Here is a 26027-nt window from a genome sequence, read left to right as displayed (position 1 = left end):
TCAATAATGCAATCCTCGTCCTGCCCTGGAGGAATTTGAGTGTCCACGGGTGGGGGAGTTTGAAGTGTCGATCGGGGAGCTCCTGCAGTTCGCCCTGAATCGATGCCGCGAGCCGCGCAGCCTCGGTCTCGATCCGCCCGAACACCTCGCAGAACCGCGGCGCTTTGCCAGAGAACGGCGCCCCGCAGCGCCAACAGTGCAGCGGATGCGCAAATGACCTTGGATTGAACGCTTCTTGGATCGGATGCCCACAGGCTGGGCATCCGGCCTTGAGTTCCATTTTGTGGAAAGGACACCTGCGAACGCCGGCGAGTTGAAACATGCTCGCATGGAACCACTGGGCTATGCACGCCGGGCAGAAGCGAACAACGGGGAGGACCACCTTGTCCAGATGCTCGGCAAAGAGTTCCTCCAGCGTAAACGCACGCAAGGTGTCTTCTCGTGCGCCTGGCCGCAATACCAGCCTCCGCTCACTCGCGATGCGCCTGAACAGATGCCGCGGCGCGGATTTCGCCACCTGCTGGCCCGAGGGGTCCACGCTTGCCAACGCCCGGCCGAGCGCGACCTTGTCGAGGCCATTGAGAAAGCCGAACTTGTGAGCGGTCAGCCACGCACTCTCGCTTTCGCGCCAGTACGACTGCGGCCACAACCAGATTGAACGTCCTAGCAGATCTGCGTCGGGCATAGCAGTTCGATGGCCGTCGACCACCTCAGGGGCTTCCCACCCGGCCTGCTTTGCGGGTCGTTCAGACAGTCCTTGAGAACGAAGTGGATCGGATCGGTGATCCATTGCATGCGAAAGCCCCTGCCCGCCCCGTGCTCGCCAACGCCCGAGTAGGCGCACAGTGCGTCCCAGAAGCGCTGGGTTTCGTCCCTCAGCTTCCACCCGCGGTCGAACGCGTCTTGGGCAAAGAAGCGCGTGAACGGCCATTTGGGGCTCGGAAACCACAGTTGCTCGTCGTACTGTTCGAGGATCGACGCGAGTTCGTCCTTCGTGCGCACGCCGTCGAAGTCCAGCACCTTCACGAAGATACGCCCACCGATTCCCTCGGAGGCGGCCGAGGCCTTGATGAGATTAGCCCTGTTGCGCAATTCCTCGTTGCCGAACGAGAAGACGCACATGCCGAACTCGTTGAGCTCCAGGCGGTTCCAGACGATGGCCATGCCCTCCCACTGATGCACGGCCAGGCGCTGCGCCTCGTCCATCATCACGACACAATGCGATGCGTCTCTGTCGCGGCACAAGGTCATCAGATAGTTCGCGAACACGTGACAGTTCTCCGTGCGCCGGCGCACCGAGCTGTCCTTGTACAGCTGCTGCATGAACTCCGTGAACATGCGCTCGTAGCGATCCGTCGCCGACTGCGTCTCCGAGCTCAAGCAGACAAACACGATGTGCGGGAAGGCCGCGCGTAGCGCTGCAGCAATGGCGCGCAGCGCCGTGGTCTTACCTGCCCTCGACGCACCTGCGAACGCGAGACCACTTTTGCCCAATTCCACCCAGCTGAGCAAAAGGTTCTTCGACAAATCGATGGTCGTGGTGTTGAGCAAGTAGCCGAAACGCCTGACCGTCGGATGCCGAGCCTGCGTCGCCTGCCGATAGGACAGGTCGTCGATCATTCTTCGACCCTCATCTCTCGCTCCTCATCGCTCGACCTTCTTTTGCGCCGCAAGACGCGCCTCGGTCCAGGTTGTGCTGGCTTCCGGTACACGCGCGCTCCCGCGGGCGTGCGGCTTTGGCTTAGGCGCCTCGGCGGCCGCAGTACTGACGATCGGGATGTACTTGTTGCTGCCGCGCATGACTTTTGCCGGATGCTTTCTCGCATGGGCACTCATCTGCGCCAGCTTATGCTCCTTGAAGGCCTCAACAGGGTCGTCCAGACCGCCGTACTCGAGCGCATGCTGCTTCCTCAATCGAATGATCTCCTGCCGCGTCGCCCGGTCATGGAAGCTGCGCGCCCAATGACCAGTCACCTGGACGGCCCCCAACGCCGAGCCGTCGGGATGCCTGAGCTGGATGAGCCTGTGATCCTTTTGGAGCAGCGCGATCATCGGACTGCCGATCAGATGCCAGCCGCAGCGCAGCAGATCGCTTGTGTACCGGGCATGGTCCAGCTCGATGTAGGGTGGCTCGCCCTTCTTCTCGTTGCCGCGAACGACCACCTTGCAGATGGCGGTCGGCAGCGGCACCTGCGTCAGGACCGTCGGTGCATACCCCGGAATGGCCGCGCCCAGGTCCTCGCGTCCTGCCCAGTCCCTCGCGACTGCCTCGAGCGGCGACGCGCCATAGAGCTCTGTTCGCGGCCGCCCGTTCAGATTGGCGACGATCACCTCGATCAGTTCCCTGAGCTCCTCAAGCGTGATCTCCCATTTGACGGCGTTCAATGACGGATTGCTGACGTGGCGATCGTTGGGCCCACTCCCCGTGGTCGAGGGCAGTCTCGTGAGTTCGCGCTCGAACTCCCCGAACACCTGCTCAACGGCGGCACGGGTGATCCACCGCCTCACCTGGCCAAACTCGATCGTGGCGCCCAGGAGATCGCGCAGGTAGACCAAGACGGAGTCAGCATAGTGCGTCAGGTCGTTGTCGATTCTGAGCAGGCCGATGCGCAGGCCCTCAAGGAACCCAGGCACCACGCCGCTCGGAAAGCCTGCGCCATGCTTGTAGCTCAACGTCGGCACGGCCTTGAAGGTCTGCGGCCGCCAGGGCGTCAACAGATGATTGAACGTCTCGAGGAAGTCGGCCGAGGACACGCGCGATCGATGCGAAAGATGGTAGGCCAACACGCACTTGGGCCATACGGAAACCAGGACGCACAGGGATAGCCGTTCCATCGGCAACACGTGACGCTCGCCTCCGTACTCAAAAGCCACCGTGCCAATGGCAGGCAGCAGTTGCTCGTCGTAGCAGGCGACATCGCAGGGCAACTGCGGCTCCAGCCACCCTCGCCTGCCGCTTCTCCCATCCAGCCCGTCGTTCGCCGCCTGGCCGAACAGCCTGATTCGCGCGCCCTTGCTGCGCCGGGCGCGAATCTCGCTGAGCACGTACGTTCGCACCGACTCGTATGCCCTCGTCGTCGTACAGAACGGATACTGCGTGGCGGCGACGCCGCTTTCGCGCAGCGCATCGAGGAACCTGCGATGGACCAGTACATGGCTCAAGGCGATCGACTCGGGTTCTTCACCTTCTCGTTTGCGGATTTCGTCGTCGAGAATTTTTTTGGCACGAGGATAGCCAGCCAGGCACTGCCGAAAGCTGCCGGCGGCGCCGAGGCCGTCGAAGATGGTCTCGACGTTCGATGCTCGTTGACGTTTGAACTCGTGAATGCGGGTGCCGCGCACCAGCGCCCGAAACCCGTAGGGACGCCCGTCTTCATGTTCAAGAAAGAACCGCGCCTCGAAGTAGTCCAGCATCTGCCGGCTCACGCCATAGAGGCGTGCGACCTCTTTGGGCTTAGATCCTTGCCAGTACAACTCCAGTGCTGCCCGCAGCCTGTCGTAGCGCGCCCTCTGATCGGGCGATAGCAGGGTGACATCCGGCGTCGCTGCATGTACCAGGTCAAGCTCCTCAAGTCGGAGCTGACGAGTCGCGCTGCGTCTCATGGCTCGCTCCAGGGAAGGACCTGTGTCGCGAGGCTGAAGGGTCTTTGGCCGATCTCGACGGTCAGCAGGCGGCGCTGATGGGCCCTCATCAAAGCGACGAAGACATGCGGCCTCTGTAGCTTGAAGGCTGCGTACACGTCTGCCATGGTGGCGCCCTGGCGTGCAGTGATCAGCCCCGCGATCTCAGTCTGAAGCGCCCCCATATCGAGACGACGGAATTGCTGGAGGACGGGATTGATGGCAAGCCAGTTCATGAGCATGACCTGATCGCGCAAGGCATCCTCTTCTCCATAGCTGCTCCAGGTATATTCCAGCGCGGTCGCGTGACCCTGGACGCGGCGCTGCGGCGCTCGCTCGCCGTGTGCGGCGTGCTTGTAGCTCACCTCGAGGAGGGTCCGAGACCCTGCGCGCTGTTGCCGGACCATGTCCGGCTTGGCGCCCTTGTAGCCCGCAGCCGAGAGTTCGGACCAGATGTCGTCGGGGTCGCAGCTGTACCAGCTGATCTCCTGAGATGCCTCGGCCTCAAGCGCCGCGGCAAGCTCGAGAGAGCTTCTGAGGACCCAATCACGATCCACCTTGGCGCCGTAGAAGAACGTCAGGTTGCCGGGCCGTTGCCCTCGCCGCCGAAACTCGGAACGAACCGCCTGCGACGCCTTGAGCGGATGGCGCCCACGCGCCGTCTTGATGGTCGAAGCCTGCATGGCCATTCTTCGGCCTCGTTCGCGCTACAGAAACTGGAAACGCGCCCTCCCCTGCGCTACATTTGGCAGCGCATTCCAGCAGGAAAGCTTCTGAGGTACCAAGGGGCAGCTCGCCACAACGGGCTGCCCCTCTCAGTTTCTGCCTACGAGAGCATCGGCCTGTCCTTTCACGAAAGACGTTAGGAATAGGCGCGGAGAGCACTTTGACAAGGCCGGATGCAACGACTCAGCGCGCACGTCCGACAATGGGCGATGTTCGTCAAACGAATTGCTTTGAGGCGATGATCGTCAAATGAATTGCTTGTCCATAGCGCAACAGAATTGCTTGGAACGGATGTTCAGCGTGGGTGCGTCCGCGGGCCGCTCCAGCGGCGGCAGCGATCCGTTGACTTGAAACAAGGCAATGGAATTGCTTGAACAACCTAAAAGCATGCGGTTCTAGTAATTCCTTTGCCCGTTCCCAAGCAGTTCGCGTTTCCGCATTGGACTTTCGACGTGGACCAGTGCGGTGCTCATTCAGCAATGTGGAAATGAAAATGGCTGAGGCATGGGCAAGCCGACGACCCTTCGCCGAGACGCTGAGACGCCGACGCGCTCGGTCGCAGCCGAGGAAGTCTTGGCGGCAAGCAGGAAGCTGAGCACTGACCAGTCAGGTCGCGAGCCCGGATGGACGTTGCGCTACGTTCGTCAAAGGGATCGCTTGGAGGCGAGGATCCGTTAAATGGATTGCTTGCCATTGCCGTAACGGATTTGCTTGGGACAACGGCAGCGTGGAAGCTTCCATTGGCCCTTCGAGTGGCGACGACAAGGCAAATGGAATTACTGGAACAACTTATCGCTATGACTACACCGCCTCCCCAACTGGTTGATGATGGCTCGGCTACCCACCTGGCGGCGACCGCGCAGCACCCGCTGGCTACCCTGGCCGAGCGCCTTGGCGCGCTCGATCCCACGCGGCTCGCGTCCACCGCCGAAGACGCCGCCCGCGCGCTGCTGCGCCAGGGCGAATCGGTCAACACGCGCATGTCCTATGGATCGGCGATGCGCTACTGGTGCGCCTGGTATGCCGCGCGCTACGGCCATGCGCTCGCGCTGCCGGTGCCCGTGCCGGTGGTAATCCAGTTCATCGTCGACCACGCGGCGCGCCGGCACGAAGACGGCAACGCGGGTGGCGACGGCATTCCCGATGGAGCCGATCAGCCACTCCACCGCGAACAAGCCTCGGCCAGGCAGCGACGCAAGGCTGGCGACCTGGTGAGCGAACTGCCGCCGGACGTCGACCAGGCACTGGTCCGAAACGGTTACAAGGCGCGTCTCGGTCCACCGGCTTTGAACACCCTGGTGCATCGCATCGCAGTGCTGTCCAAGGCGCATCAGATGGCCTCCGCCGGGACCACGGGATCGACGGGGGGTTCATCGCCCTCTCCCGCACCCGGCGGGCCAGGCGGATCAGGCGGATCGGGAGGCCCCGGCCACGCCACGTCCGGCCAAAAGCTCGTCAACCCCTGCGCGCATCCTTTGGTGCGCGAGCTCCTCGCGCGCACCCGCCGCGCCTACGCCCAGCGCGGCGCGCGGCCGAAGCGCCAGCGCGCGCTCACCAAGGATCCGCTGCAGCTGCTCTTGGCGACCTGCGACGAGTCGCTGCGGGGAAAGCGCGACCGCGCCCTCCTCCTGTTTGCCTGGGCCACCGGCGGGCGCCGCCGCTCCGAGGTGGCCGCCGCCACCCTGGAAAACCTGCAGCGGGTGAACGCCGAATCATTCGTCTACACGCTCACCCACTCCAAAACCAACCAGCGCGGGGACTTGCGGCCCGAGGATGTGAAACCGCTGGTGGGCAGCGCCGCAGCGGCCATGACCGAATGGCTCGCGGTGCTCAAGGCGCATGGCATTCAGGAGGGAAAGATCTTCCGGCGCATCCGCAAGGGCGGACATCTGGGCGAGCCTCTCGCCCCCGCGGCCGTGCGCGACATCGTCAAGGAGCGGTGCCTCTTGGCGGGCATCGAAGGCCGTTTCAGCGCGCACTCGCTCAGAGCGGGTTTCGTCACCGAGGCGGGCAAACAGAACATGCCGCTGCCCGAGACGATGGCGATGACCGGGCATCAGAGCGTGGCGACGGTGGTGGGGTATTTCAGGGCAGAAAGTGCGCTCGGCAGCAAAGTGAGCAGGCTGCTCGATGAGAATTGACGGCGGACTCATCAAGGCCTGCAGCTAATTCATGTGATCGACACTCGAGCCTGCTTGAGGCCCAGTCGGCACCCCCCTGCACTACACTTGCGGCGAGTTCACGGAAGCAGCGGTCCTACCCGCGGATTTTGAATTGAGAACCTCGGCCAGACCAACCGCCGGCAGTCGAACCCTTGTGGAAACTTCCAAGACTCGCCCTCTGCCTGGCCATGCAGCCCCCTCGGAGCGCCAAGGCGGTCACCTCGAACCCGATCCTCGCCTGTTTATCGGCTCGATGGACAAGGGCATGCGTGTGCTTGAACTTTTCAACGAGCATCCAGTGCCGCTATCGATTGGGGAAATTGCCGCCAATACGCAGATGGGGCGCAGCGCAGCACAACGCTTTGTCTACACGCTGCACTGGCTCGGCTACGTCAACAAGGACGCCGAGTCAAAGAGGTACTTCCCCTCGCTGAAGCTACTTGGGCTGGTGCGTGGCATCCACCGCCATCATTCGCAAAGAGACTTGGCCTATCCCCTGCTGCAAAGGCTTGCCAGGGAAACACTCGAGACAATCTCTTGGGTCGAACTCGATGGGGAGGATGTTGTGGTGCTACAGAACATCCCCAGTGCGCACATCACTGCCATCAACCTTCCAGTGGGCAGCCGATTTCCGGCACTCACCTCGTCTTCTGGGCAGGTGCTTCTGTCGGATGCTCCGGAGCAGCGCCTGTCGAGCATGCTCGATGCGCTCGCGCCGGACGTACGCGCGCGCTTTGGCGCGCGCAGTCGCGCGGACGTGCTGGCCATCTTTCGCAAGGCCGCCGAGCAAGGGCATTCCTTCACCGAGAAGAATTTCGGTGAGGACGGCGTGTCCATCTCCGTGCCGGTGACCGATTCGGGACGCATCGTCGCGGCCATCAACGTCTCGACCGTGCACACGCGCTTCGACATTGCGAAGGCGCGCCAGCTCATCCTGCCCAAGCTCGAACAGGCGGCGCGCGAAGCGTCGATCTAGCGCGGCAGGGGCACGAGCCTTGGTTGCCGCCAGCCGGCGCCACGTTTCCCCCTTCCTAAAGCCCGTCAATGACCTCGGCGTCCGGCGCCCGGGGCCCGCGTTGCTGGCTACGCCCGTCACGCACTCGATTCTTCTTGACAGAGCGATGACAAAGCCCGATTCTTGCCAATCGCTTATCAATTTGTGCAATTGCATAGCAATTTATCAAGTCACTCTCATCGGGACCCGGATGTCTCCGCCAAGCAGCCTTTTTGAATGCGTCGCCATGGAACAGGTCGGCGATGAAACCATCAGCGAACTTCTGGCCAGGCGCGCGAGCCGCTATCCGCAGGAGATCTATTGCACGTTTCAGGGTGAGTCCATCAGCCTTGGAATGCTGGACCGCCGCGTCAATCAGATGGCGGCCCTGCTCAAGGGCCAGGGGTTGTCTCCGGGGGATCGCGTCGCGGTAATGCTGCCCAGCCACCCGGAGCATCTGTACCTGATCTTTGCGCTGGCCCGCACAGGCATGGTGAGAGTGCCCATCAACGTGCATCTAAGGGGCGCGTCGCTCGAGCACCTCCTGAGCGAACTCGAACCGAAGGCCATGGTGGTCGACTGCGCGTACGGCGCGGCGCTGGAAGGATTGGGCGCGACCTTGCCCCAGCTCATCTGGCGCAACGGCAAGGATGGCGAATTCGATCGATTCGCTTCCTGCGCCGAGCACGAGGCGGCAACGGGCGTTCGCGCGGACGACATCATCGCCTTGAGCCCGAGCTCGGGCACCACGGGTTCGCCCAAGGGCGTACTGAAGACCGATCGTCACCTCCGCGCAGGCCCGATGGCCATTCTTCGGCTGACCGAAGCCAGGCCGGGCGACATCTTCCTTTTCTGGGAAGCGCTTCACCACGGCTCCGGCGTTGCGGTCGCGATCGCCGCGTTGATCGGTCGTTTTCAGCTGGCAATGCTCGAGCATTTCAGCGCTTCCAGATTCTGGGATGACGCGCGCCGGCACAAGGCAACGCACGTCCACTACCTGGGCAGCGTGCTGCCGATGCTGCTGAAGCAACCCGCACGTCCCGACGACAGGAAGCATGGCGTGCGCATCGCCTGGGGGGGCGGTTGCCCCGAGGCCGTCTGGCATCAGTTCAGCGAGCGCTTCGGCGTCGCCATGCGCGAGGGGTACGGACTGTCCGAGCTGATCACCTTCGTCACGGCAAATATCGACGGTACGCCCGGGTCCATCGGCAAGCCGCTGTCGTACTACGAGATCTCGCTGCTCGATGACAGCGGCGCGTTGGTCAAGCCCGGCGAGACGGGCGAAATCGCGGTGCGCGCGCAGGATGCGCGCCTGGGCTTCCTGGGCTACTTCCGGAATCCGCAAGCGGACGTCGCCGCGCGGCGCGGCGAGTTGTTCCTGACCGGCGATCTGGCCCATGCCGACGCCGATGGCCATCTCTTCTACGCCGGGCGCAAGAAGGACATGCTGCGGCGCAGGGGCATCAACATCTCCGCATGGGATGTTGAAAGGGTTTTCGCGGAACACGATGCCATCGCCGAGGTTGCGCTTGTGGGCGTCCCCAGCGACCTGGGCGAAGACGAGCTCAAGCTTTTCGTGCGCGTTCGCGACGGAGCCCGCGTCGAGCCGATGGATCTCATCCGGTGGTCCAGCCAGAGGCTGCCCTACTTCCAGGTTCCCCGGTATATCGAATTCATCGACGCCTTCCCGAAGACGCCGACGCAGAGGATTCAAAAGAAGGACCTCTCCCGCAATGTCCTGGGCGTTTGGGACGTCGATGCGACCGACTTCCGCATCACCAAACGCTAAGAGCCCACCGCTTGCCAGAACTCTCCTCAGCTTTCCCTCTTCTTCATTCGAAAGGAAAAACATGATTCGAGCAGACCTGAACTACTGGCGTCGAGCGGTCACGGCCTCTACGGCACTGCTGCTTTGCGCGGTCGCGCACGCAGCGTTCCCCGACAAGCCGCTGACCCTGGTTGTGGGATTTCCTGCCGGAGGCGGCGTCGACGTTGTTGGCCGAACCATTGCCCAAGGCCTGTCGCAGAAGCTGAAGGTGTCTGTCGTGGTCGACAACAAGGCGGGCGCAGCGGGCGCTATCGGCGCCCAGTTCGTGAAGCGAGCTCCGCCCGATGGCTACACATTGCTCATGGCGCCCACGACGTCCTATGTCATGTCGGAAAAGATGTTCGGCGCCGAAGCCGTGGGGTACGAGATCGCCAAGGATTTCAAGCCGGTGGCTGCCGTCGGCGAACTCCCGCTGGTCATGCTGGTGTCGAAGAAAAGCGGGGTCGACTCCTATGCGGCGCTGGCCGCGCAGGCCAGGCAACAGCCGGGAAAGCTCGCCTACGGATCGTCAGGCAACGGGTCCACAGAGCACATCGTCACCGAATGGTTCAGGCAGCAGGCTGGGATTGACCTTCTCCATGTTCCGTACAAGGGGTCCGCACCCGCGATGGCCGATCTGGCATCTGGCGAGATCCAGATCATGCTGACCACTTCACCGACCGCCCTGAGCAACCTCGCAACGGGCCGCGTCGCTGCGGTCGGAGTCTCCAGCGCCGAGCGTCTGGCCATCCTGCCGGACGTGCCAACCTTTGCGGAGCAAGGTTTGCCGCAGTTCATCGCCGCGTCGGTGTACGCCGTGCTGGTGCCGAAGGGAACGCCCGAGGATGCGATCGCCGTCTTGAACACGGCCCTCAATGAAGCCCTCGACGACGATGCGATCAAGCGCCGCTTCGCCCAACTCGGCGTCCAGGTTGTCCGCAGCACCCCCGTCCAGGCGAGCGACCTGCTGCTGAATGAAGCGACCAAATGGGAGCGCGTGATACGGCCGATCAAGGCTTCTGCCCGCTAGCACCCATCACCCGACGAGACGAGAAAATGAACGACATAGCTTCCACGAACCCGTGCGTCACCCTGACCATCGACACCGCTGTTGCGCTAATCGCACTTGATCGCCCACAGGCCCTGAACGCCTTCAATCGCGAGCAACGTGAGCTGTTTCGGGCGGCGCTGCTTTCCGCAGATTCCGATCCTTCCGTCCGGGCAATCGTCATCACCGGCCGCGGCAAGGCCTTCTGCGCTGGGCAGGATCAGTACGAAAGTGCCGCGATGGATGCCGCGGGCTCCGCTGCCCGGATCGACAGCTATCTGGACCTCTACGACATCTTCCGGGCGCTCAAGAAACCGGTCATCGCCCGGATCAACGGCGTGGCAGCCGGTGCGGGCCTGCAGATTGCGCTGATGTCCGACTTGCGAATCGCCTCGACACACGCTCGCTTCGGCATGACCGAATTCAAGGTGGGGTCTGCGGCCATCGTCGGTAGCGCGCTGCTGTGGCCGATCATCGGCGAAGCTGCAATGAAAAAGCTGGTTCTTCTCGCAGAGATCCTTTCCGCCGAGGACTCGTTGAGCCTGGGGCTCGTCCACGAGGTCATTGACGATGCACGTCTGGATGAGCGGATCGCAGAGATCTGCGAGCTGGTCGCCACGTGGTCAGGAGAATCGGTGGCGATCACCAAATCCTGGTGGAAAGAGATGGGCGACGACCTATTCGCCAAGGCCTGCACGGCCGCCCGCCTAGGCCACGCTGCCAACTTCGCATCGGGAGCGTACTCGGCGGGCGCGAAAAAATTCACGTCGCGTCAACGACCGGTCTGAAACCCCGATGAACGCGCTTCGAATCTCCCACAGCCAACGTCCCATTTCCGTCATGACTGCCTCCCTCACCACCTCCCTTCTCGATCACTTTGGCGTGGCCGCTGCCGCAAGCGGCGGCGACCTGCAAGTTGTCTCACCCGTTGACGGCGCAGAGATCGCTCGGGTCCCCACGCATTCAGCAGGCCAGGTCGCCGAGGCCATTGGCGGCGCGCAAACCGCGTCTGTCGTTTGGCGCGACCTGCCCGCCCCACAGCGCGGTGAGCTCGTTCGCCTGTTGGGAGAAGAACTGAGGGCGGATAAGGAAGCGCTCGCAAAGCTTGTGTCGATCGAGACCGGCAAGATCCTCTCGGAGGGTCTCGGCGAGGTTCAGGAGATGATCGACATCTGCGACTTTGCCGTCGGGCTTTCGCGCCAGTTGTACGGGCTGACGATCGCCTCCGAGCGGCCCGGCCACAGGATGATGGAGACGTGGCATCCGCTCGGCGTCGTCGGCGTGATCAGCGCTTTCAACTTTCCCGCCGCTGTGTGGTCATGGAATTCGGCGCTCGCGATCGTTTGCGGCAACGCCGTCGTATGGAAGCCTTCCGAGAAGACGCCCCTGACGGCGCTGGCGTGCCAAGCCATCTTCGAGAAGGCAGCGAAGCGTTTCGGCTCGGCCCCGCAGCACCTGTCGCAAGTGATCATCGGCGGCCGGGATGTGGGCGAGGCCCTGGTGGACGACGAGCGGGTAGCGCTCGTCTCCGCCACGGGCAGCACCCGCATGGGCCGCGAACTGGGCCCCCGTGTCGCCCGCCGCTTCGGCCGTTCGCTGTTGGAGCTCGGCGGCAACAACGCCGCGATCATCACCCCGACTGCCGATCTCGACCTGGCGGTGCGCGGCATCGTCTTTGCCGCTGCCGGGACTTGTGGGCAGCGCTGTACGACCACACGCAGGCTCATCGTGCATGAAACTGTGATTGAAACGCTGGTGGCCCGCTTGAAGAAGGCCTACGCCGGCCTGCCCGTCGGCAACCCGCTGGAGAGCGGTACGCTGGTCGGCCCGCTGATCGACGCCGCCAGTTTCGAGGGCATGCAAAGCGCGCTACGCGCAGCCCGCGGCGAGGGTGGTCGAGTCACCGGCGGTGAGCGCCTGCTGCAGGAGCAACACCCCCGTGCCTTCTATGTGCGTCCCGCTATCGTCGAAATGCCCGCACAGACCGAGACCGTCCGGCGCGAGACATTCGCTCCCATCCTGTATGTCATGGGCTACCGCGAGTTCGAGGACGCGCTTCGCCTGCAGAACGACGTGCCTCAGGGCCTGTCGTCCTCGATCTTCAGCACTGACATGCGTGAGGCCGAGGTTTTCTTGTCCGCGCGGGGATCGGACTGCGGTATCGCCAACGTGAACATAGGCACCTCGGGGGCCGAGATCGGCGGCGCGTTTGGGGGTGAGAAGGAAACCGGCGGGGGGCGCGAGTCTGGCTCAGACTCATGGAGAACCTACATGCGCCGTGCAACGAACACCATCAACTACTCACGCGACCTACCGCTCGCGCAGGGCGTGCGATTCGACATCTGAGGGTCTCGCCGGCATATCTCGAGTACCTTGGCGGGGCACTCAACGATGTTGCCTCGAGTTGCGCGCGCATACCGCCAGCCCGCAAGCGCGCCGGTATGACGCCACACGGAGTGCTGGATCGACCCCAGGGTCGCGCAGAAAGGGCAGTAACAGGTCCATTCATGCCTTGAAGTCGCAGCGCAGGAAATTTCAACTGCCGTGAGGGGCGTAAGCCTCCTCCAGGCGCGGCACCACCTCCTGCATTCGCGTACCGCTCTGCTGTTGGAGGTAGCTCAAGAAACCGCGCTCCAGACGAGCCGGACGGCGGTTCCCTGCACGACGACCACGGCAGCACAGGCAAGCAAAGCAAATACAAACAGCTTGGCCGCGATGTCGACTTTCATGGTGGCTGCACCTGCCGGCTACGAGGCGCCGTCGCTTGCTGGTGCGTAGCCGCCCAGAAAGACCTGCACAGCACGGCGAGTGGACTCTCGCAGTTCCTTTCGGGTCAGCGGCCCTTCGATACCCAGCAGGCGCGGCATCATCGACTCCGAATCCAGCAACGCCATCAGGTGACGCCCCGCCACCCGCGGATCGGCCTTGCGCAACCGGCCCCTCTGCATCTGCAGTTCCAAGAAGGCAGCCAGTTCCTCCAGGCCTCTGCTGGGCCCTCCTTCGAAGAACAGCCGTCCGATGCCGCTGCGCCCGGACTCCGCGATCACCGCCCTCATCGCCTCGGTGATTTCCTGCGAGGACACCACCGCCAGGACCTTTTCGCCGTAGCGCTGCAGGGCGCGCTCCAGGTCGTCGTCGGTGTCCTTCGCGAGTGCTTCGAAGATCGGATCGAAATGCGCCGCGGCCGCTCCATGGATGACCGCGACGAAGAGCTCCTCTTTGGAGCTGAAATACCCGTACAGCGTGGCCTTCGACCCGCCCGCGCGCGCGGCGATCTCCGACATGGAGGCGCCTTCGAAGCCCATTTCCCTGAAGACCTCCGACGCCGCCCGGACGATGGCATCGCGCTTGGCTTCGGTCTTGACTCGCATCTGGTTGCCTCCTCATATCTGTACCAATGTGTTCATTATTGATTGACGCGTCCCGTGAGTCAAGCTACATTTCCGTACCGTACGGTTCGTTTATTTAAGCTCATCCCTCGTCCTTCTGGAGATTCGCCATGCGTCCCCCCTTCACCTTCGGTCTGACCCTTGCGGCAGCCCTTGCGTCCGCCTGCATGCTCGTGGCGTGCGGCAAGCCGCCCGGGGGTCCGCCTCCGGCGCAGGGCACGCCCGAGGTCGGCGTGGTCACGGTGCAGCCGCAGCGCGTGGCCATCACGGCCGAGCTGCCCGGGCGCACCACGCCCTTCCTCATCGCCGACGTCCGGCCGCAGGTCGGTGGCATCGTGAAGGCGCGCAAGTTCCGCGAGGGCAGCGACGTGAAGGCCGGCGAAATGCTCTACCAGATCGATCCCGCCACCTACCGGGCCAGCCACGACAGCAACGTCGCCGCGCTCGCCAAGGCGCAAGCCAGCCTGAAGACCACGCGGCTCAAGGCCGAGCGCTACAAGGAACTGGTCGCCATCCAGGCGGTGAGCCAGCAGGACTACGACGATGCCGCTGCCTCTCTGGCGCAAGGCGAGGCCGATGTCGCCTCGGCGCGCGCCAATGTCGAGACGAGCCGTATCAACCTGGCCTATGCGCGCATCGACGCGCCGATCTCGGGACGCATCGGCAAGTCGACGGTCACGCCCGGCGCGCTGGTCACGGCCAGCCAGGCGACCGCGCTGGCCACCATCCAGCAGCTCGATCCGATCTACGTGGACGTGACGCAGTCCAGCGCCGCGATGCTCCAGCTCAAGCAGGCCATGGCGCGCGGCGATCTCCAGAAGAGCGGCGCCCATGCCGCCCGGGTGCGGCTGCTGCTGGAAGACGGCAGCGCCTACCCGCTCGAGGGCAAGCTGGAGTTCTCGGACGTCACGGTGGACCAGAACACCGGCGCCATCACGCTGCGCGCGGTGTTCCCGAACCCGAACGCGGACCTGCTGCCCGGCATGTACGTGCGTGCGGTGCTGCAGGAAGGCGTCAAAGAGCAGGCGCTCCTGGTGCCGCAGCAGGCGGTGTCGCGCGACAGCACCGGCAAGCCGGTGGCCTACGTGGTGGATGCCCAGCACAAGCTGCAGCGGCGCATGCTCGAGACAGAGCGTGCCATCGGCGATCAATGGCTGGTGAAGAGCGGCCTGCAGGCCGGCGACCAGCTGGTGGTCGACGGCCAGCAGCGCGCGGCGCCGGGCGTCGAGGTGAAGACGGTCGCATGGAGCCCCCGGCCCAAGCCGGCCGCCGAAGTGGCCAAGGCCCCCGCGCCCGGCAGCGCGGCGAACTGAGCCGCGAGAGACCGTCATGGCACGCTTCTTCATCGACCGCCCCATCTTCGCCTGGGTCCTCGCCATCATCGTGATGCTGGCAGGGGCCCTGTCCATCTTCACGCTGCCGATCGCGCAGTACCCGAGCATCGCGCCGCCCGCCGTCGCGATCACCGCCAACTATCCCGGCGCCTCCGCCAAGACGCTGGAGGACACCGTCACCCAGGTCATCGAGCAGAAGATGAAGGGGCTGGACCGGTTGAGCTACATGGCCTCGACCAGCGAGTCGTCAGGCCAAGTCACCATCACGCTGACCTTCGAGAACGGCACTGACCCCGACACCGCCCAGGTGCAGGTGCAGAACAAGCTCTCGCTGGCCACGCCGCTGCTGCCGCAGGAGGTGCAGCAGCAAGGCGTCACCGTCACGAAGTCGGCCACCAACTTCCTGAATGTGCTGGCCTTCACCTCCGAGGACGGCAGCATGAACGGGTCCGACCTGTCGGACTATGTGGCCGCGAACGTGCAGGAGGCGATCAGCCGCGTCGAGGGCGTGGGCGACACCACCCTCTTCGGCTCGCAGTACGCCATGCGCGTCTGGCTCGACCCGGACAAACTTGCCAACTTCAGCCTGACGCCGCTGGACGTGAAGACCGCCATCCAGGCGCAGAACGCCCAGGTCTCGGCCGGCCAGCTCGGCGGCCTGCCTGCGGCGGGCAACCAGCAGCTCAACGCAACGATCACCTCGCAGACCCGCCTGAAGACCGCGCAGGAGTTCGAGGACATCCTGCTGCGCACGCAGACCAACGGCGCCCAGGTCCGCCTGCGCGACGTCGCCCGCATCGAGCTCGGCAGCGAGTCCTACAACACGGTCGGGCGCTACAACGGCAAGCCGGCCGCCGGCCTGGCCATCAAGCTGGCCACGGGCGCCAACGCGCTCGACACGGTCAAGGGCATCGACGCCCGCGTGGCCGAGCTCGAGAAGTTCTTCCCGCCCGGCCTGAAGGTGCAGAAGCCCTACGACACCACGCCCTTCGTACGAATCTCGATCGAGGAGGTCATCAAGACGCTGATCGAGGCGGTCGTGCTGGTGTTCCTGGTGATGTATCTCTTCCTGCAGAACTTCCGCGCCACGCTGATCCCGACCATCGCGGTGCCGGTGGTGCTGCTGGGCACCTTCGGTGTGCTCGCGGCCTTCGGCTTCACCATCAACACGCTGACCATGTTCGCGATGGTGCTGGCGATCGGCCTGCTGGTCGACGACGCCATCGTGGTGGTGGAGAACGTCGAGCGGGTGATGACGGAGGAAGGCCTCTCGCCGAAGGAAGCGACACGCAAGTCGATGGGCCAGATCACCGGCGCCCTGGTCGGCGTCGCGCTCGTGCTGGCCGCGGTGTTCGTGCCGATGGCCTTCTTCAGCGGCTCGACCGGCGTGATCTACCGCCAGTTCTCCATCACGATCGTCTCGGCGATGACGCTGTCGGTGCTGGTCGCGCTGGTGCTGACGCCGGCGCTCTGCGCGACCCTGCTCAAGCCCGTCGCCCAGGGACATGCGATGGCGACCACCGGCTTCTTCGGCTGGTTCAACCGCAGCTTCGACCGCGGCAACCTCCGCTACCAGGGCGTGGTGCGCCATATGCTAGGCAAGGGCTGGCGCTACATGGCCGTCTATGCGGTGCTGCTGGCCGCAGTGGTCTTCGGCTTCATGAAGCTGCCGGTTGGCTTCCTGCCCGACGAGGACCAGGGCACGATGTTCGTGCTGGTCCAGCTGCCTCCCGGCGCCGCCGGCGCACGCACCGACCAGGTGATCCGCCAGGTCGAGCATCACCTGCTGGAAGACCAGAAGGAGGCGGTGGCCGGCGTGTTCTCGGTGTCGGGCTTCAGCTTCGCGGGCAGCGGGCAGAACACCGGCTTCGCCTTCGTCAAGCTCAAGCCCTGGGACGAACGCAAGGGCGAGGCGCTGAGCGTCTCGGGCGCGGCGGCGAAGGCCGGCGCCTTCTTCGCGACGATCCGCGACGCGAAGGTGTTTGCCTTCGCGCCGCCGGCCGTGTCGGAGCTCGGCAACGCGACCGGCTTCGACCTGATGCTGCAGGACCGCGCCAACCTCGGCCACGAGGCTCTGATGCAGGCGCGCAACCAGCTGCTGGGCGAACTGTCGAAGGACAAGCGGCTGGTGGCCGTGCGGCCCAACGGCCAGGAGGACACGCCCGAGTTCAGGCTCGAGATCGATCCGCACAAGGCGCAGGCCCAGGGCCTCTCGATGGCCGACATCAACGACACCTTCTCGGCCGCCTGGGGCAGCAGCTACGTCAACGACTTCATCGACAAGGGCCGGGTGAAGAAGGTGATGCTGCAGGCCGATGCGCAGTACCGCATGCAGCCGGAGGACATCGACCGCTGGTATGTGCGCAACAGCGCCGGCGCCATGGTGCCCTTCACCTCCTTCGCCAAGGCGAGTTGGGCCTCCGGCTCGCCGCGGCTGGAGCGCTACAACGGCGTCCCCTCGGTGGAGATCCTGGGCATGGCGATGCCGGGCAGCGCCTCCAGCGGCGAGGCGCTGGCCATTGTCGAGGCGGCGGTGGCGAAGTTGCCCGCCGGCATCGGCTACGAATGGACCGGCCTGTCGCGCCAGGAGAAGGCATCGAGCGGCCAGACCGGGCTGCTGTATGCGCTGTCGATCCTGATCGTGTTCCTCTGCCTTGCGGCCTTGTACGAGAGCTGGGCGATTCCCCTGTCGGTCATCCTCGTGGTGCCGCTCGGGGTGCTGGGCGCGCTGATCGGCGCGATCCTGACGTGGAAGATGAACGACGTGTACTTCCAGGTGGGCCTGCTCACCACGATCGGCCTGGCCTCGAAGAACGCCATCCTGATCGTCGAGTTCGCGAAGGACCTGCACGAGCGCGGCAGAAGCCTGGTGGAATCGGCGCTGGAAGCCGCCCGCCTGCGGCTGCGCCCCATCCTGATGACCTCCCTGGCCTTTATCCTGGGCGTGCTGCCCCTGGTGCTCGGCAGCGGCGCGGGCGCCGGGGCCCAGCATGCGCTGGGCAATGCGGTGGTCGGCGGCATGCTGTCCGGCACCGTCCTCGCGATCTTCTTCGTGCCGCTCTTCTTCGTCGTGGTGCTCAGGCTGTTCAAGCGCAAGCCGGCCGAGGCGCACGCGGCGGCCTCCCTCCCTCACACGACCCCGGCCACTTCGCAAGGTGTCTGACATGTTCCGCTTCACATCGACTCCCCTCGCCCCGCTCGCGCTGGCAGCCTTCCTCACAGGCTGCAGCCTGATGCCGGCGTACCAGCAGCCCGCAACGCCGGTCCCTGCGACCTTCGCCGGCGATGCAGGTGCCCCGGCCTCCACGCCGGTGGCCGAGCTCGGCTGGCGCGATGTCTTCACCGATCCGTCGCTGCAGCGCGTGATCGAGATGAGCCTCGCCAACAACCGCGACCTGCGCGTCGCGGTGCTGAACATCGAGAAGGCGCGTGCCCAGTACCGGGTGCAGGATGCGGCGCTCTTCCCCACTGTCAACGCCAGTGCCGGCGGCAGCGGCAGCCGCACCCCGGCCGACCTGTCGTCGACAGGCGAGGCCCTCACGGCGCACCAGTACAGCGCGACCCTGGGCTTCAGCGCCTACGAGATCGACCTGTTCGGCCGCGTCCGCAGCCTGAGCGCACAGGCCCTGGAGCAGTTCCTCTCTACCGCCGAGGCGCGCCGCAGCACCCAGATCAGCCTGGTGGCCGAGGTGGCGACCAGCTACCTCACACTGGCCGCCGGCCAGGACCAGCTCACGCTCGCGCGCGACACCTTGCGCAGCCAGAGCGATTCCTATCGCCTCAACCAGCGCAGCTTCCAGCTGGGCGCGGCCTCGGCGCTCACGCTGAGCCAGGCGCAGACGAGCGTCGACACCGCCCGCGTCGACGTCGAGCGCTACACCGCCCAGGTGGCGCGGGACCGCAATGCGCTGATGCTGCTCGTGGGCGCCGAGGTGCCAGACGAACTGCTGCCGCGTGCCCTGCCCGACAGCGCCGCGGCGGCCGCGAGCCCGCTGGCCGGCATTCCGCCGGGGCTGCCCTCCGAGTTGCTTCAGCGCCGCCCCGACATCCTGCAAGCCGAGCGCGACCTCAAGGCCGCCAACGCCTACATCAGTGCGGCGCGCGCCGCCTTCTATCCGCGCATCAGCCTCACGGCATCGGCGGGCACGTCGAGCAGCGAGCTCTCGGGCCTGTTCAAGGGCGGCTCGGGCAGCTGGAGCTTCGCGCCGCAGATCACGCTGCCGATCTTCGACGGCGGCGCCAACCGCGCCAACCTCCAGATCGCCACCGTCGGCCGCGACATCTCAGTGGCGCAGTATGAGAAGGCGATCCAGACGGCGTTCCGCGAGGTCTCGGATGCGCTGGCACAGCGCGGCACGCTCGGCCGCCAGCTCGAAGCGCAGCAGTCGCTGGTGAACGCCACGGCAGAGAGCTACCGCCTCTCGGACGCGCGCTTCCGGCGTGGCGTGGACAGCTACCTGAGCGTGCTGGATTCGCAGCGATCGCTCTACACCGCGCAGCAGAACCTCATCACCACGCGCCTTTCGCGCCTGACCAACCTCGTGACCTTCTACAAGACGCTCGGCGGCGGCTGGGTGGAGAGCACCGGGAAGCAAGGCTGACGTCGAAGTCCCGGCGCGCGACCTCTCGCACCCTGCAGATCTGCCATGCCCCGCCTTCGACTCGTCGACGACGATGTCGACCTCACCGAAAGCCACGCCGGCCAACTCGTCAGCAAAGACACCATCTCGCAACAGGCCTTCGGCCGGCCCCAACGCGCTTCGACCGCCGCTTCGATATGCAGATCAGCAGCATTCGCCAAAAGCTCGGCACGCGGCCGAATGGCCGATCGTCGCTTCAGAGCTGCAGGGGCAGGGGCAGGGGCTATCAAATGCTGGAAAACTAGAAATGCGTCAAGAGCTCGCAGCCGTGATCACGGCGCTACTGGCGCTTGCCGCATGCGCCGTACGCGAAACACCCGTTCACCCTGGCGCAAACGCTCCCGTGGCGCCCGCGGCCATTCAGGCATCGCCGCCGCCGAAGGCACGCACCGAAGCAGCCACCTGCAGCGTCGATCTATACGGCGACTCCATCATGCACGGGGGTTACGGAGGCCACTTTCGCCTGGACGAGCCGCCCGCAGCAACCCTCAAGCGTCTGAGGCCCCACTACACCGTCCAGGACCATTCACGCAATGGCGAGACGGCGACACAGCGAGCGAAAGCCTTTGAAAGCGAACTCCGCACCGGCCGATTCGTAGTGATCGCGTACGGAATCAACGACGCGATCCAGCGCCTCCCGCTGGAACCCTCGCTGCGCCCGATGATCGGGACCTTGCGCCGAGAAGGCAGAGAGGTCATCTTGACAGGGCTTTCCCAGCAAGCCGTGTCGATTCCGGGGCGTGCCGCTGCGGACCAGACCATCCGGCGACTAGCTTCCGAGTTCCATGTGCCCTTTGTGGATTGGGGTGCCGTGAGATACGTTCCGCAGGAAATGGCAGACGTCCTGCATCCCTCGAAGCCATATTCGGACAGGCTCGTGGGCAGCATCATTCATGTCCTGGATCAGCTCGCGCCCGAATGCGCGTGAGTCGAGACGCTGTTCTGCCGGAAATCGCATACCAGAGTCCTGCTCCTGGAATTGATTGAGAACCGGTTTCAATCATCTCTGATTCTTTTCAAGGGACCCCCATGCCAATGAGCCCTCTGGAACGTCACGCGCATCGCAATATCGCCTTGAAGGATCTGCTGTACTACATGAAGCGCTTTCCAGCGCCAGCGTGGGTTTCACTGCTGCATCGCGTTAGCGGCGTGCTGATGTTTGCGATGCTGCCGCTGATCATTTGGGCCCTTGATGCTTCGCTCAAATCGGAAACCTCGTTCGAAAGATTCAAGCGGAGCTTCGACGTCGGATTCGGCGTCATGCCGGGCTGGGTGGGAAAACTGACGATTCTTGCCGTGGCATGGGCATTTCTCCATCACATCATCGCCGGGCTGCGCTTCATCATGCTCGACTCAACCCATGGTGCCGTGGAGCGTTCGCGATCCGCCCGATCGGCTCAGTGGGTCTTGATCGCCAGCGTGTTCCTGACGCTGATCCTTGGTGCCAAGATCTTCAGCCTGTACTGACTTCACCAGCAGTATCCGCGAGGGCAAGCTGCCCGCGGCGAACTACCTGGAGTCCGGACGTGCTGGAATTCGGCGGCAAAGGCCTGAGATCGCCAACCGCCTACTCCGCCTTGGTGTTTCACGAATTTCGACGCTGCCATGAAACGCGAACTTTGATGGCAATGAGAAGGCCATGCCCCGCGTCACCGGACTAAGGCGCTGTACGCCGTCGAAGTGCGTGGCTCCTGGCCTCCATCTCGTCACACCGAGGGAGGAGCGGCAGAGACGATTGGCAAGTTCTTCTCCACCCAATTGGTCAGCAGGGAGTCCCAGAGAGAGTCCGGTTCGACGAAGGGGAAGTGGTCTCCCTTGAGGATGGCAAGTTCAGGGTGACCCGCAGAAGCCTTGAAGATATGCAAAGCCTCGGAAACGCTGGTTACGCTGTCGTTGACGCCATGCACGATCAGAAAGGGGCGAGGGGCGATTCGATCCACCACCTCCTCCGGCCGGAAGTCGTAGATGCTCTGCGCCGTATCCACCGGGAAGTCCATGACGCAGTTGGGCGGCAACAGATGACGGATGGGCTCCGGCACGGGAACGATGTCCCAACGGTTCAGCATCAGGGTCTCGCCGCTGGTTTCCCGCAATGTTCTGCCACGTTCGAGAAGGCCGAGCAGGCGCTGCCAAGCGCCCGGCGCGCGGTTCTGCCACTCCAGCTTGCGCGCGCCGTTGCCCCAGCCCGCGATCGAGATGACAGCCGCGACCCGCGGATCCACGGCGCCGGCGTAGATGGCGACCGCCCCGCCAAAGCTCTGGCCACTCAATGCGATCGCCTCCGGCCGCACAAAAGGTTGCTGAGCGAGCCAGGTGAGCGCGTTCAACGCGTCCTGCACCTGGTCGACGCAGAGCACCCTCCCCCGCGGGCCATTGCTTTCGCCGCAGCCGCGCATGTCGAAGCGCAGCGCCACGTAGCCAAGGGACTCGTAGAGATTGCACTCGCCGACGTGGGTGGGGCCTTCCTTGTTACCGCCGAAGCCGTGGATGACGATGATGGCTGGGCGCCGCTCACCGGCCGGCAGTTCGTCGGGAATGTGCACGACGCCAGTGAGCGTGTTGGGACCGGACTGGAAATTGATCTTTGTTTGCATGCTTGTCGATCCCGGCGCTCAGGCGTAGCGCAGCAGCACGGACTTGGTGTCCAGGTAGGACTCGAAGGACTCCTCGCCCAGGTCGCGCCCGTAGCCGGAAGCCTTGCGACCGCCTTCGGGCAGCGCGTGGTACGGCATCGGCTCGGTGTTGACGGCCACCCTGCCGCACTGCAGCCGCGGCACGATGGTATGCATCGTCGCCAGATCGCGCGTCCAGACCATGGCGGCGAGGCCGTGCTCGGTGTCGTTGGCCAGTCCACCGCCTCGTCGAGGCTGCTGAACGGCGTTGCCGTCAGCACGGGACCAAAGACTTCCTGGCGCAGGATGGCGGTGCTCTGATCCGTCACAGCCGCAACGGTGGGCCGGACGTAGAAACCCGGCGCATCCACCTTGTATTCGCCCGTCACCATCTCGACGCCCGCAGCCGCGGCCTCGTCGATGATCTCGAGAACCCGCGCTTGCTGCCTGGCGCTGATCAAGGGACCCAGTTGCGATTGGAGGTCGAGGCCGCAACCGATCTGCAGGCCCCGCACGTGACGGGCGAGCCGGTCCAGTGCCTCGTCATAGATGCCGCTTTCGATGTACATCCGGGAACCCGCCACGCAGACCTGCCCTGAGTTGAGGAAAACGCTGTTGGCGATGGCCGGGATGGCCCTGTCGAGATCTGCGTCGCCGAACAGGATCTGGGGAGACTTTCCTCCGAGCTCGAGGGTGGTCTGCTTCACGTTCTCGGCGGCGGCGCGCGCGATCTCCTTGCCCGTGGCCGTCGACCCGGTGAAGGTGATCTTGTCGACGCCGAGATGGGACGCCAGAGCGGCGCCGGTGGTCGTGCCCCGACCGGTTATGACGTTCACCACACCCGCAGGGAATCCCGCCTCGGCGACCAGTCGCGCCAGGTGCAGCACCGAACAGCTGGCCTCCTCGGAAGGCTTCAGCACGATGGTGCATCCGGCCGCGAGCGCAGGCGCGAGCTTCCAGACGGCCAGCATCAGCGGGACGTTCCAGGGGATGATGGCGCCCACCACACCCAATGGCTCGCGCCGGGTGTAGCCAAAGTACGCGGCCTCTGGATCGGGCGTCTGCACAGGGACGGTCTTGCCATAGGTGCGGCCGGCAAGCCCCGCCATGAACCGGACCGCGCTCACCGCGCCAGCCACGTCCAGGCCGCGTGCCATCCAGATCGGCATGCCAACGTCGACGGTTTCAAGTTCGGCCAGTACCTGCGCATCGCGCTGCATGAGGTCGGCCAGGCGGCGAAGCCGCGCCTCGCGTTCGGCCCCTGGCATGCGCCGCCACGACCCATGCTCGAAGGCCGCGCGGGCGGCCGCGACGGCGGCATCGACGTGTTCCGGGCCGGCATCGGCGATCGCGCCGACATCCCGCCCGCTGCTCGGGTCGATCACCGGCAGATGCCGGCTGGCCTCGTGCCTCTCCCCCGCGATCCAGAGGCTCCCGGGCGTGTCCAGGATGCGGCGCGTCTCCGGGCTCAGGAGCGACAAGTCATTGGATTGCATGCGAATGTTCCTTTAGTGCAGCTTCAACGTTGCGGGGATGAGGGGGTGTCCCGCAGGTAGCCTCGCGCCGACCCCCACAGCAAGTGGCGCCCTGACCAATCGTGGGTCTGCTCCCAGAGCTCGAGCACTTGCATTGCCTCCTCCCGGAAGGCGGCATCCATCGCGGAGGTGGACGTGATCGCGCTCAGCTCGAGGCGGTGCCCCGAGGGGTCGAAGAAGTAGATCGACAGCAGGAAGTCATCGTGGTTGGTCGGCCCGATGATCTGGACGCCCTTGGCTTCGAGATCCGCCTTGGCCTGCAGGAGCGTCTGCGTGTCCTTGACCCGAAATGCAAAATGCTGTATCCATCCAGGCGTCTCGCTATCGCGCCCTGACGGCTCCCCTTTGTCCAGGGGGCACTCGAAGAAGGCAATGCAGCTGCCGTCCTCCATCTCGAAGAAGATGTGGATATGGGGACTGTATTGCCCTGTGGAGGGAACATGGTCCTCGCCCATGGCGTGGCTGAACCTCAGCTCGAGGATCTTCGTGTAGAAGTCGACGGTCTCCCGCGCGTCCTTGCAGCGGAACGCCGCGTGGTGCAGGCCCTTGATCAACATCGGGACATCCTTTCAAAAAGCGGCTGTGGCTTCAGTTCGCGCCACTTGCCGGGTGCGTCGTGCAGGTTCGCTCGTCCATCAGCATCGGGTTCACAGCGTGTGGCCTCCGTCGATTACGATCCGCGTGCCGGTCGCCGTGCGGAGATGCGTCGCGCAGGCCAGCACCGCGCTCGCGACATCCTCGGGCGCGACGACGCGGCCGAGCGGCGTCTGGGCCGCTTTCTTCTCCAGCTCGGACCTGCTGCGCCCCTCCACGAAGCCGGTGTTCACGACAGCGGGCGAAATGCTGAGAACTCGCACGGCGGGCCCCAAGGCACGCGCCAGCGACAGCGTCATCGTGTCCAGCGCCGCCTTGGCAGCGCAATAGGCGATGTTGCTGCCCGAGCCGGTGAAGGCCGAGACCGACGACACGTTGACCACCAGCGCGGTGCCGGCGGCGCGCAACAACGGCAGCATCGCCCGCGTGACCGCGTAAGGCCCGCCGGCATTGGCGACGAGCAGCGCGTTGAACAGCTCCGGCGTGAGCGCGTCGAGATCCGCGTGCGGGATGCGCTGCGTGTAGCCGGCGGAGTTCACGAGAATGTTCACCCCGGCAACCGACTCCGAGATCTGCCGCAGGGCGGCGGCGTGTCTCTGCGTGTCCTCCAGCGGGATTTCCACGGCCATGTGCCCGCCGCCAGGCAGCTCGCGCAGCAGGGACTGAGCTCTTTCCACGCCGCGGTGGTAGCCGATCACCACTCGAGCGCCCTCCGCGGCCAGCAGGCGCACACAAGCTGCGCCGATGCCGCTGCTGGCGCCGGTGACGACGGCAATCTGGCCTTCGAGGGATGTTCTGTTCATATGCAACGCCATTCTTCGCGACCACCTTCAGAACGCCGACGCGGTTTCCGGTGATCGGACACGACTTCGGACATCGCGCGCCGACTCAGGGCTTCGCGCCTTCGGCGACGTCGATCAGGATGAAGGCCATGCGGCAGAGCTTGTCTGAGCGGTTGGACCAGCTGTGGTTGGTGGCGCGCTGCACGAGCACATCGCCAGGGCGCATCAGGCGCTCCTCTTTGTCGAGCATTGCGTAGATCTCGCCTTCCAGGCAGATCGCGTAGTCCAGGGTGCAGGTCTTGTGGAACCAGAAGTGGCGCGGCTGGCGCTGGTCGCCCACGCCTTGCTCCTCGAGGAACCGGGTCAGACCCGATCGGTCCGCCCGCGAGTCCGGCGGGAACTCGGCGATCCGGAACACCGACCCGCCGGGAGAGTGGAATCCGAAGCGGTGACCCGCCGGCGCCGGGTCAGGCCCAGGGGCCGCCGCCTCGCCGGTGGCCCAGACGACCTGCGCCTTGGGCACACCGGGATCGATCACCGAATTGGGTGTCGGTCCGTCGAACACAAAGTAGGAGCGGCGGTCGGCATCTTCGCCCGTGACGAGGCGGCGGACCGGCTGATAGCTGTCGGCCTGGTTCCCGGCCTGGGCGTTGGCGTGTGAGTCGAGGTTCATGGTGAAAGGAAAGTTGTATCTGACACGGTGCGTATCGTTTCTCAGTTTCTCTACCCGGTCAATGAACGGAGCGTCGGCGGGCGTCAGCGTTTTCCCGATCCGCGGCAGAC

General features: G+C 64.8%; 20 protein-coding genes and 2 pseudogenes. 11 read left to right on the top strand and 11 right to left on the bottom strand.

The features are described from left to right. The 4 genes and pseudogenes from AC3A6Y_RS29945 to AC3A6Y_RS29930 all read right to left on the bottom strand — a co-directional run. A pseudogene (locus AC3A6Y_RS29945) lies at positions 1-685 on the bottom strand (hypothetical protein); the annotation flags it as partial. Next, complete coding sequence (locus AC3A6Y_RS29940; RefSeq protein ID WP_487871856.1) at positions 664-1620, bottom strand: ATP-binding protein; 957 nt, start codon at positions 1618-1620, stop codon at positions 664-666. The gene AC3A6Y_RS29940 and the pseudogene AC3A6Y_RS29945, both read right to left, overlap by 22 nt. A 24-nt stretch (positions 1621-1644) precedes the next feature. After that, on the bottom strand, positions 1645-3603 hold the full coding sequence (locus tag AC3A6Y_RS29935; protein WP_487871855.1) for a hypothetical protein: 1959 nt from the start codon (positions 3601-3603) through the stop codon (positions 1645-1647). Next, a complete protein-coding gene (locus AC3A6Y_RS29930; protein ID WP_487871854.1) occupies positions 3600-4304 on the bottom strand; it encodes a hypothetical protein in 705 nt (234 codons plus the stop codon). Before AC3A6Y_RS29930 ends, AC3A6Y_RS29935 begins: the two co-directional genes overlap by 4 nt. Positions 4305-5117: 813 nt before the next feature. On the opposite strand from AC3A6Y_RS29930, the gene AC3A6Y_RS29925 reads away from it, so the two are divergent. The 6 genes from AC3A6Y_RS29925 to amaB all read left to right on the top strand — a co-directional run bounded on the left by AC3A6Y_RS29925 (position 5118) and on the right by amaB (position 12704). Further along, on the top strand, positions 5118-6488 hold the full coding sequence (locus AC3A6Y_RS29925; RefSeq protein WP_487871853.1) for a site-specific integrase: 1371 nt from the start codon (positions 5118-5120) through the stop codon (positions 6486-6488). 274 nt (positions 6489-6762) lie between these two features. Further along, on the top strand, positions 6763-7485 hold the full coding sequence (locus tag AC3A6Y_RS29920; protein WP_487871852.1) for an IclR family transcriptional regulator: 723 nt from the start codon (positions 6763-6765) through the stop codon (positions 7483-7485). A gap of 265 nt (positions 7486-7750) precedes the next feature. Then, positions 7751-9292, top strand: coding sequence for an AMP-binding protein (locus AC3A6Y_RS29915; protein WP_487871851.1), 1542 nt, complete (start codon positions 7751-7753; stop codon positions 9290-9292). 61 nt (positions 9293-9353) lie between these two features. Beyond that, positions 9354-10340 (top strand): Bug family tripartite tricarboxylate transporter substrate binding protein, encoded by a 987-nt coding sequence (locus tag AC3A6Y_RS29910; RefSeq protein ID WP_487871850.1) that lies wholly within the window; start codon positions 9354-9356, stop codon positions 10338-10340. 26 nt (positions 10341-10366) lie between these two features. Beyond that, positions 10367-11146, top strand: coding sequence for an enoyl-CoA hydratase/isomerase family protein (locus AC3A6Y_RS29905; protein WP_487871849.1), 780 nt, complete (start codon positions 10367-10369; stop codon positions 11144-11146). 52 nt (positions 11147-11198) lie between these two features. Further along, positions 11199-12704, top strand: a complete 1506-nt coding sequence (gene amaB, locus AC3A6Y_RS29900; RefSeq protein WP_487871848.1) for an L-piperidine-6-carboxylate dehydrogenase — start codon at positions 11199-11201, stop codon at positions 12702-12704. A gap of 189 nt (positions 12705-12893) precedes the next feature. On the opposite strand, the gene AC3A6Y_RS29895 is transcribed toward amaB, so the two are convergent. After that, positions 12894-12980 (bottom strand): hypothetical protein, encoded by an 87-nt coding sequence (locus AC3A6Y_RS29895; RefSeq protein WP_487871860.1) that lies wholly within the window; start codon positions 12978-12980, stop codon positions 12894-12896. Positions 12981-13105: 125 nt separating this feature from the next. Further along, positions 13106-13729 carry a TetR/AcrR family transcriptional regulator gene (locus AC3A6Y_RS29890; protein WP_487871847.1) on the bottom strand — a complete coding sequence of 208 codons (624 nt, stop codon included), beginning with the start codon at positions 13727-13729 and terminating at the stop codon, positions 13106-13108. Between the two features lie 128 nt (positions 13730-13857). Here AC3A6Y_RS29890 and AC3A6Y_RS29885 point away from each other — a divergent pair, with 128 nt between their 5' ends. The 5 genes from AC3A6Y_RS29885 (at position 13858) to sdhC (ending at position 21188) form a co-directional block, all read left to right on the top strand. After that, on the top strand, positions 13858-15060 hold the full coding sequence (locus tag AC3A6Y_RS29885; RefSeq protein ID WP_487871846.1) for an efflux RND transporter periplasmic adaptor subunit: 1203 nt from the start codon (positions 13858-13860) through the stop codon (positions 15058-15060). A gap of 16 nt (positions 15061-15076) precedes the next feature. Next, on the top strand, positions 15077-18244 hold the full coding sequence (locus AC3A6Y_RS29880) for an efflux RND transporter permease subunit (RefSeq protein WP_487871845.1): 3168 nt from the start codon (positions 15077-15079) through the stop codon (positions 18242-18244). A 1-nt stretch (position 18245) separates the two neighbouring features. Then, a complete protein-coding gene (gene adeC / locus AC3A6Y_RS29875; protein ID WP_487871844.1) occupies positions 18246-19682 on the top strand; it encodes an AdeC/AdeK/OprM family multidrug efflux complex outer membrane factor in 1437 nt (478 codons plus the stop codon). 286 nt (positions 19683-19968) lie between these two features. Next, positions 19969-20649 (top strand): SGNH/GDSL hydrolase family protein, encoded by a 681-nt coding sequence (locus AC3A6Y_RS29870; protein ID WP_487871843.1) that lies wholly within the window; start codon positions 19969-19971, stop codon positions 20647-20649. 107 nt (positions 20650-20756) lie between these two features. Further along, a complete protein-coding gene (gene sdhC / locus AC3A6Y_RS29865) occupies positions 20757-21188 on the top strand; it encodes a succinate dehydrogenase, cytochrome b556 subunit (RefSeq protein ID WP_487871842.1) in 432 nt (143 codons plus the stop codon). A gap of 239 nt (positions 21189-21427) precedes the next feature. Here sdhC and AC3A6Y_RS29860 read toward each other — a convergent pair whose 3' ends face one another. The 5 genes and pseudogenes from AC3A6Y_RS29860 to AC3A6Y_RS29840 form a co-directional block, all read right to left on the bottom strand. Then, complete coding sequence (locus tag AC3A6Y_RS29860) at positions 21428-22315, bottom strand: alpha/beta hydrolase (protein WP_487871841.1); 888 nt, start codon at positions 22313-22315, stop codon at positions 21428-21430. An 18-nt stretch (positions 22316-22333) separates the two neighbouring features. Continuing rightward, a pseudogene (locus AC3A6Y_RS29855) lies at positions 22334-23829 on the bottom strand (aldehyde dehydrogenase family protein). 23 nt (positions 23830-23852) lie between these two features. Further along, complete coding sequence (locus AC3A6Y_RS29850; RefSeq protein WP_487871840.1) at positions 23853-24425, bottom strand: VOC family protein; 573 nt, start codon at positions 24423-24425, stop codon at positions 23853-23855. Positions 24426-24515: 90 nt separating this feature from the next. Continuing rightward, positions 24516-25265: an SDR family NAD(P)-dependent oxidoreductase gene (locus AC3A6Y_RS29845; RefSeq protein ID WP_487871839.1), complete on the bottom strand. Its 750-nt coding sequence runs from the start codon at positions 25263-25265 to the stop codon at positions 24516-24518. Between the two features lie 85 nt (positions 25266-25350). Beyond that, complete coding sequence (locus tag AC3A6Y_RS29840; protein WP_487871838.1) at positions 25351-25917, bottom strand: cupin domain-containing protein; 567 nt, start codon at positions 25915-25917, stop codon at positions 25351-25353. Between the last annotated feature and the right edge of the window lie 110 nt (positions 25918-26027).

It is taken from the genome of Variovorax sp. Soil_C_17, assembly GCF_057657265.1.
Note: the sequence above shows the minus strand (reverse complement) of the source record. Positions and strands in the feature narration are given on the sequence as shown.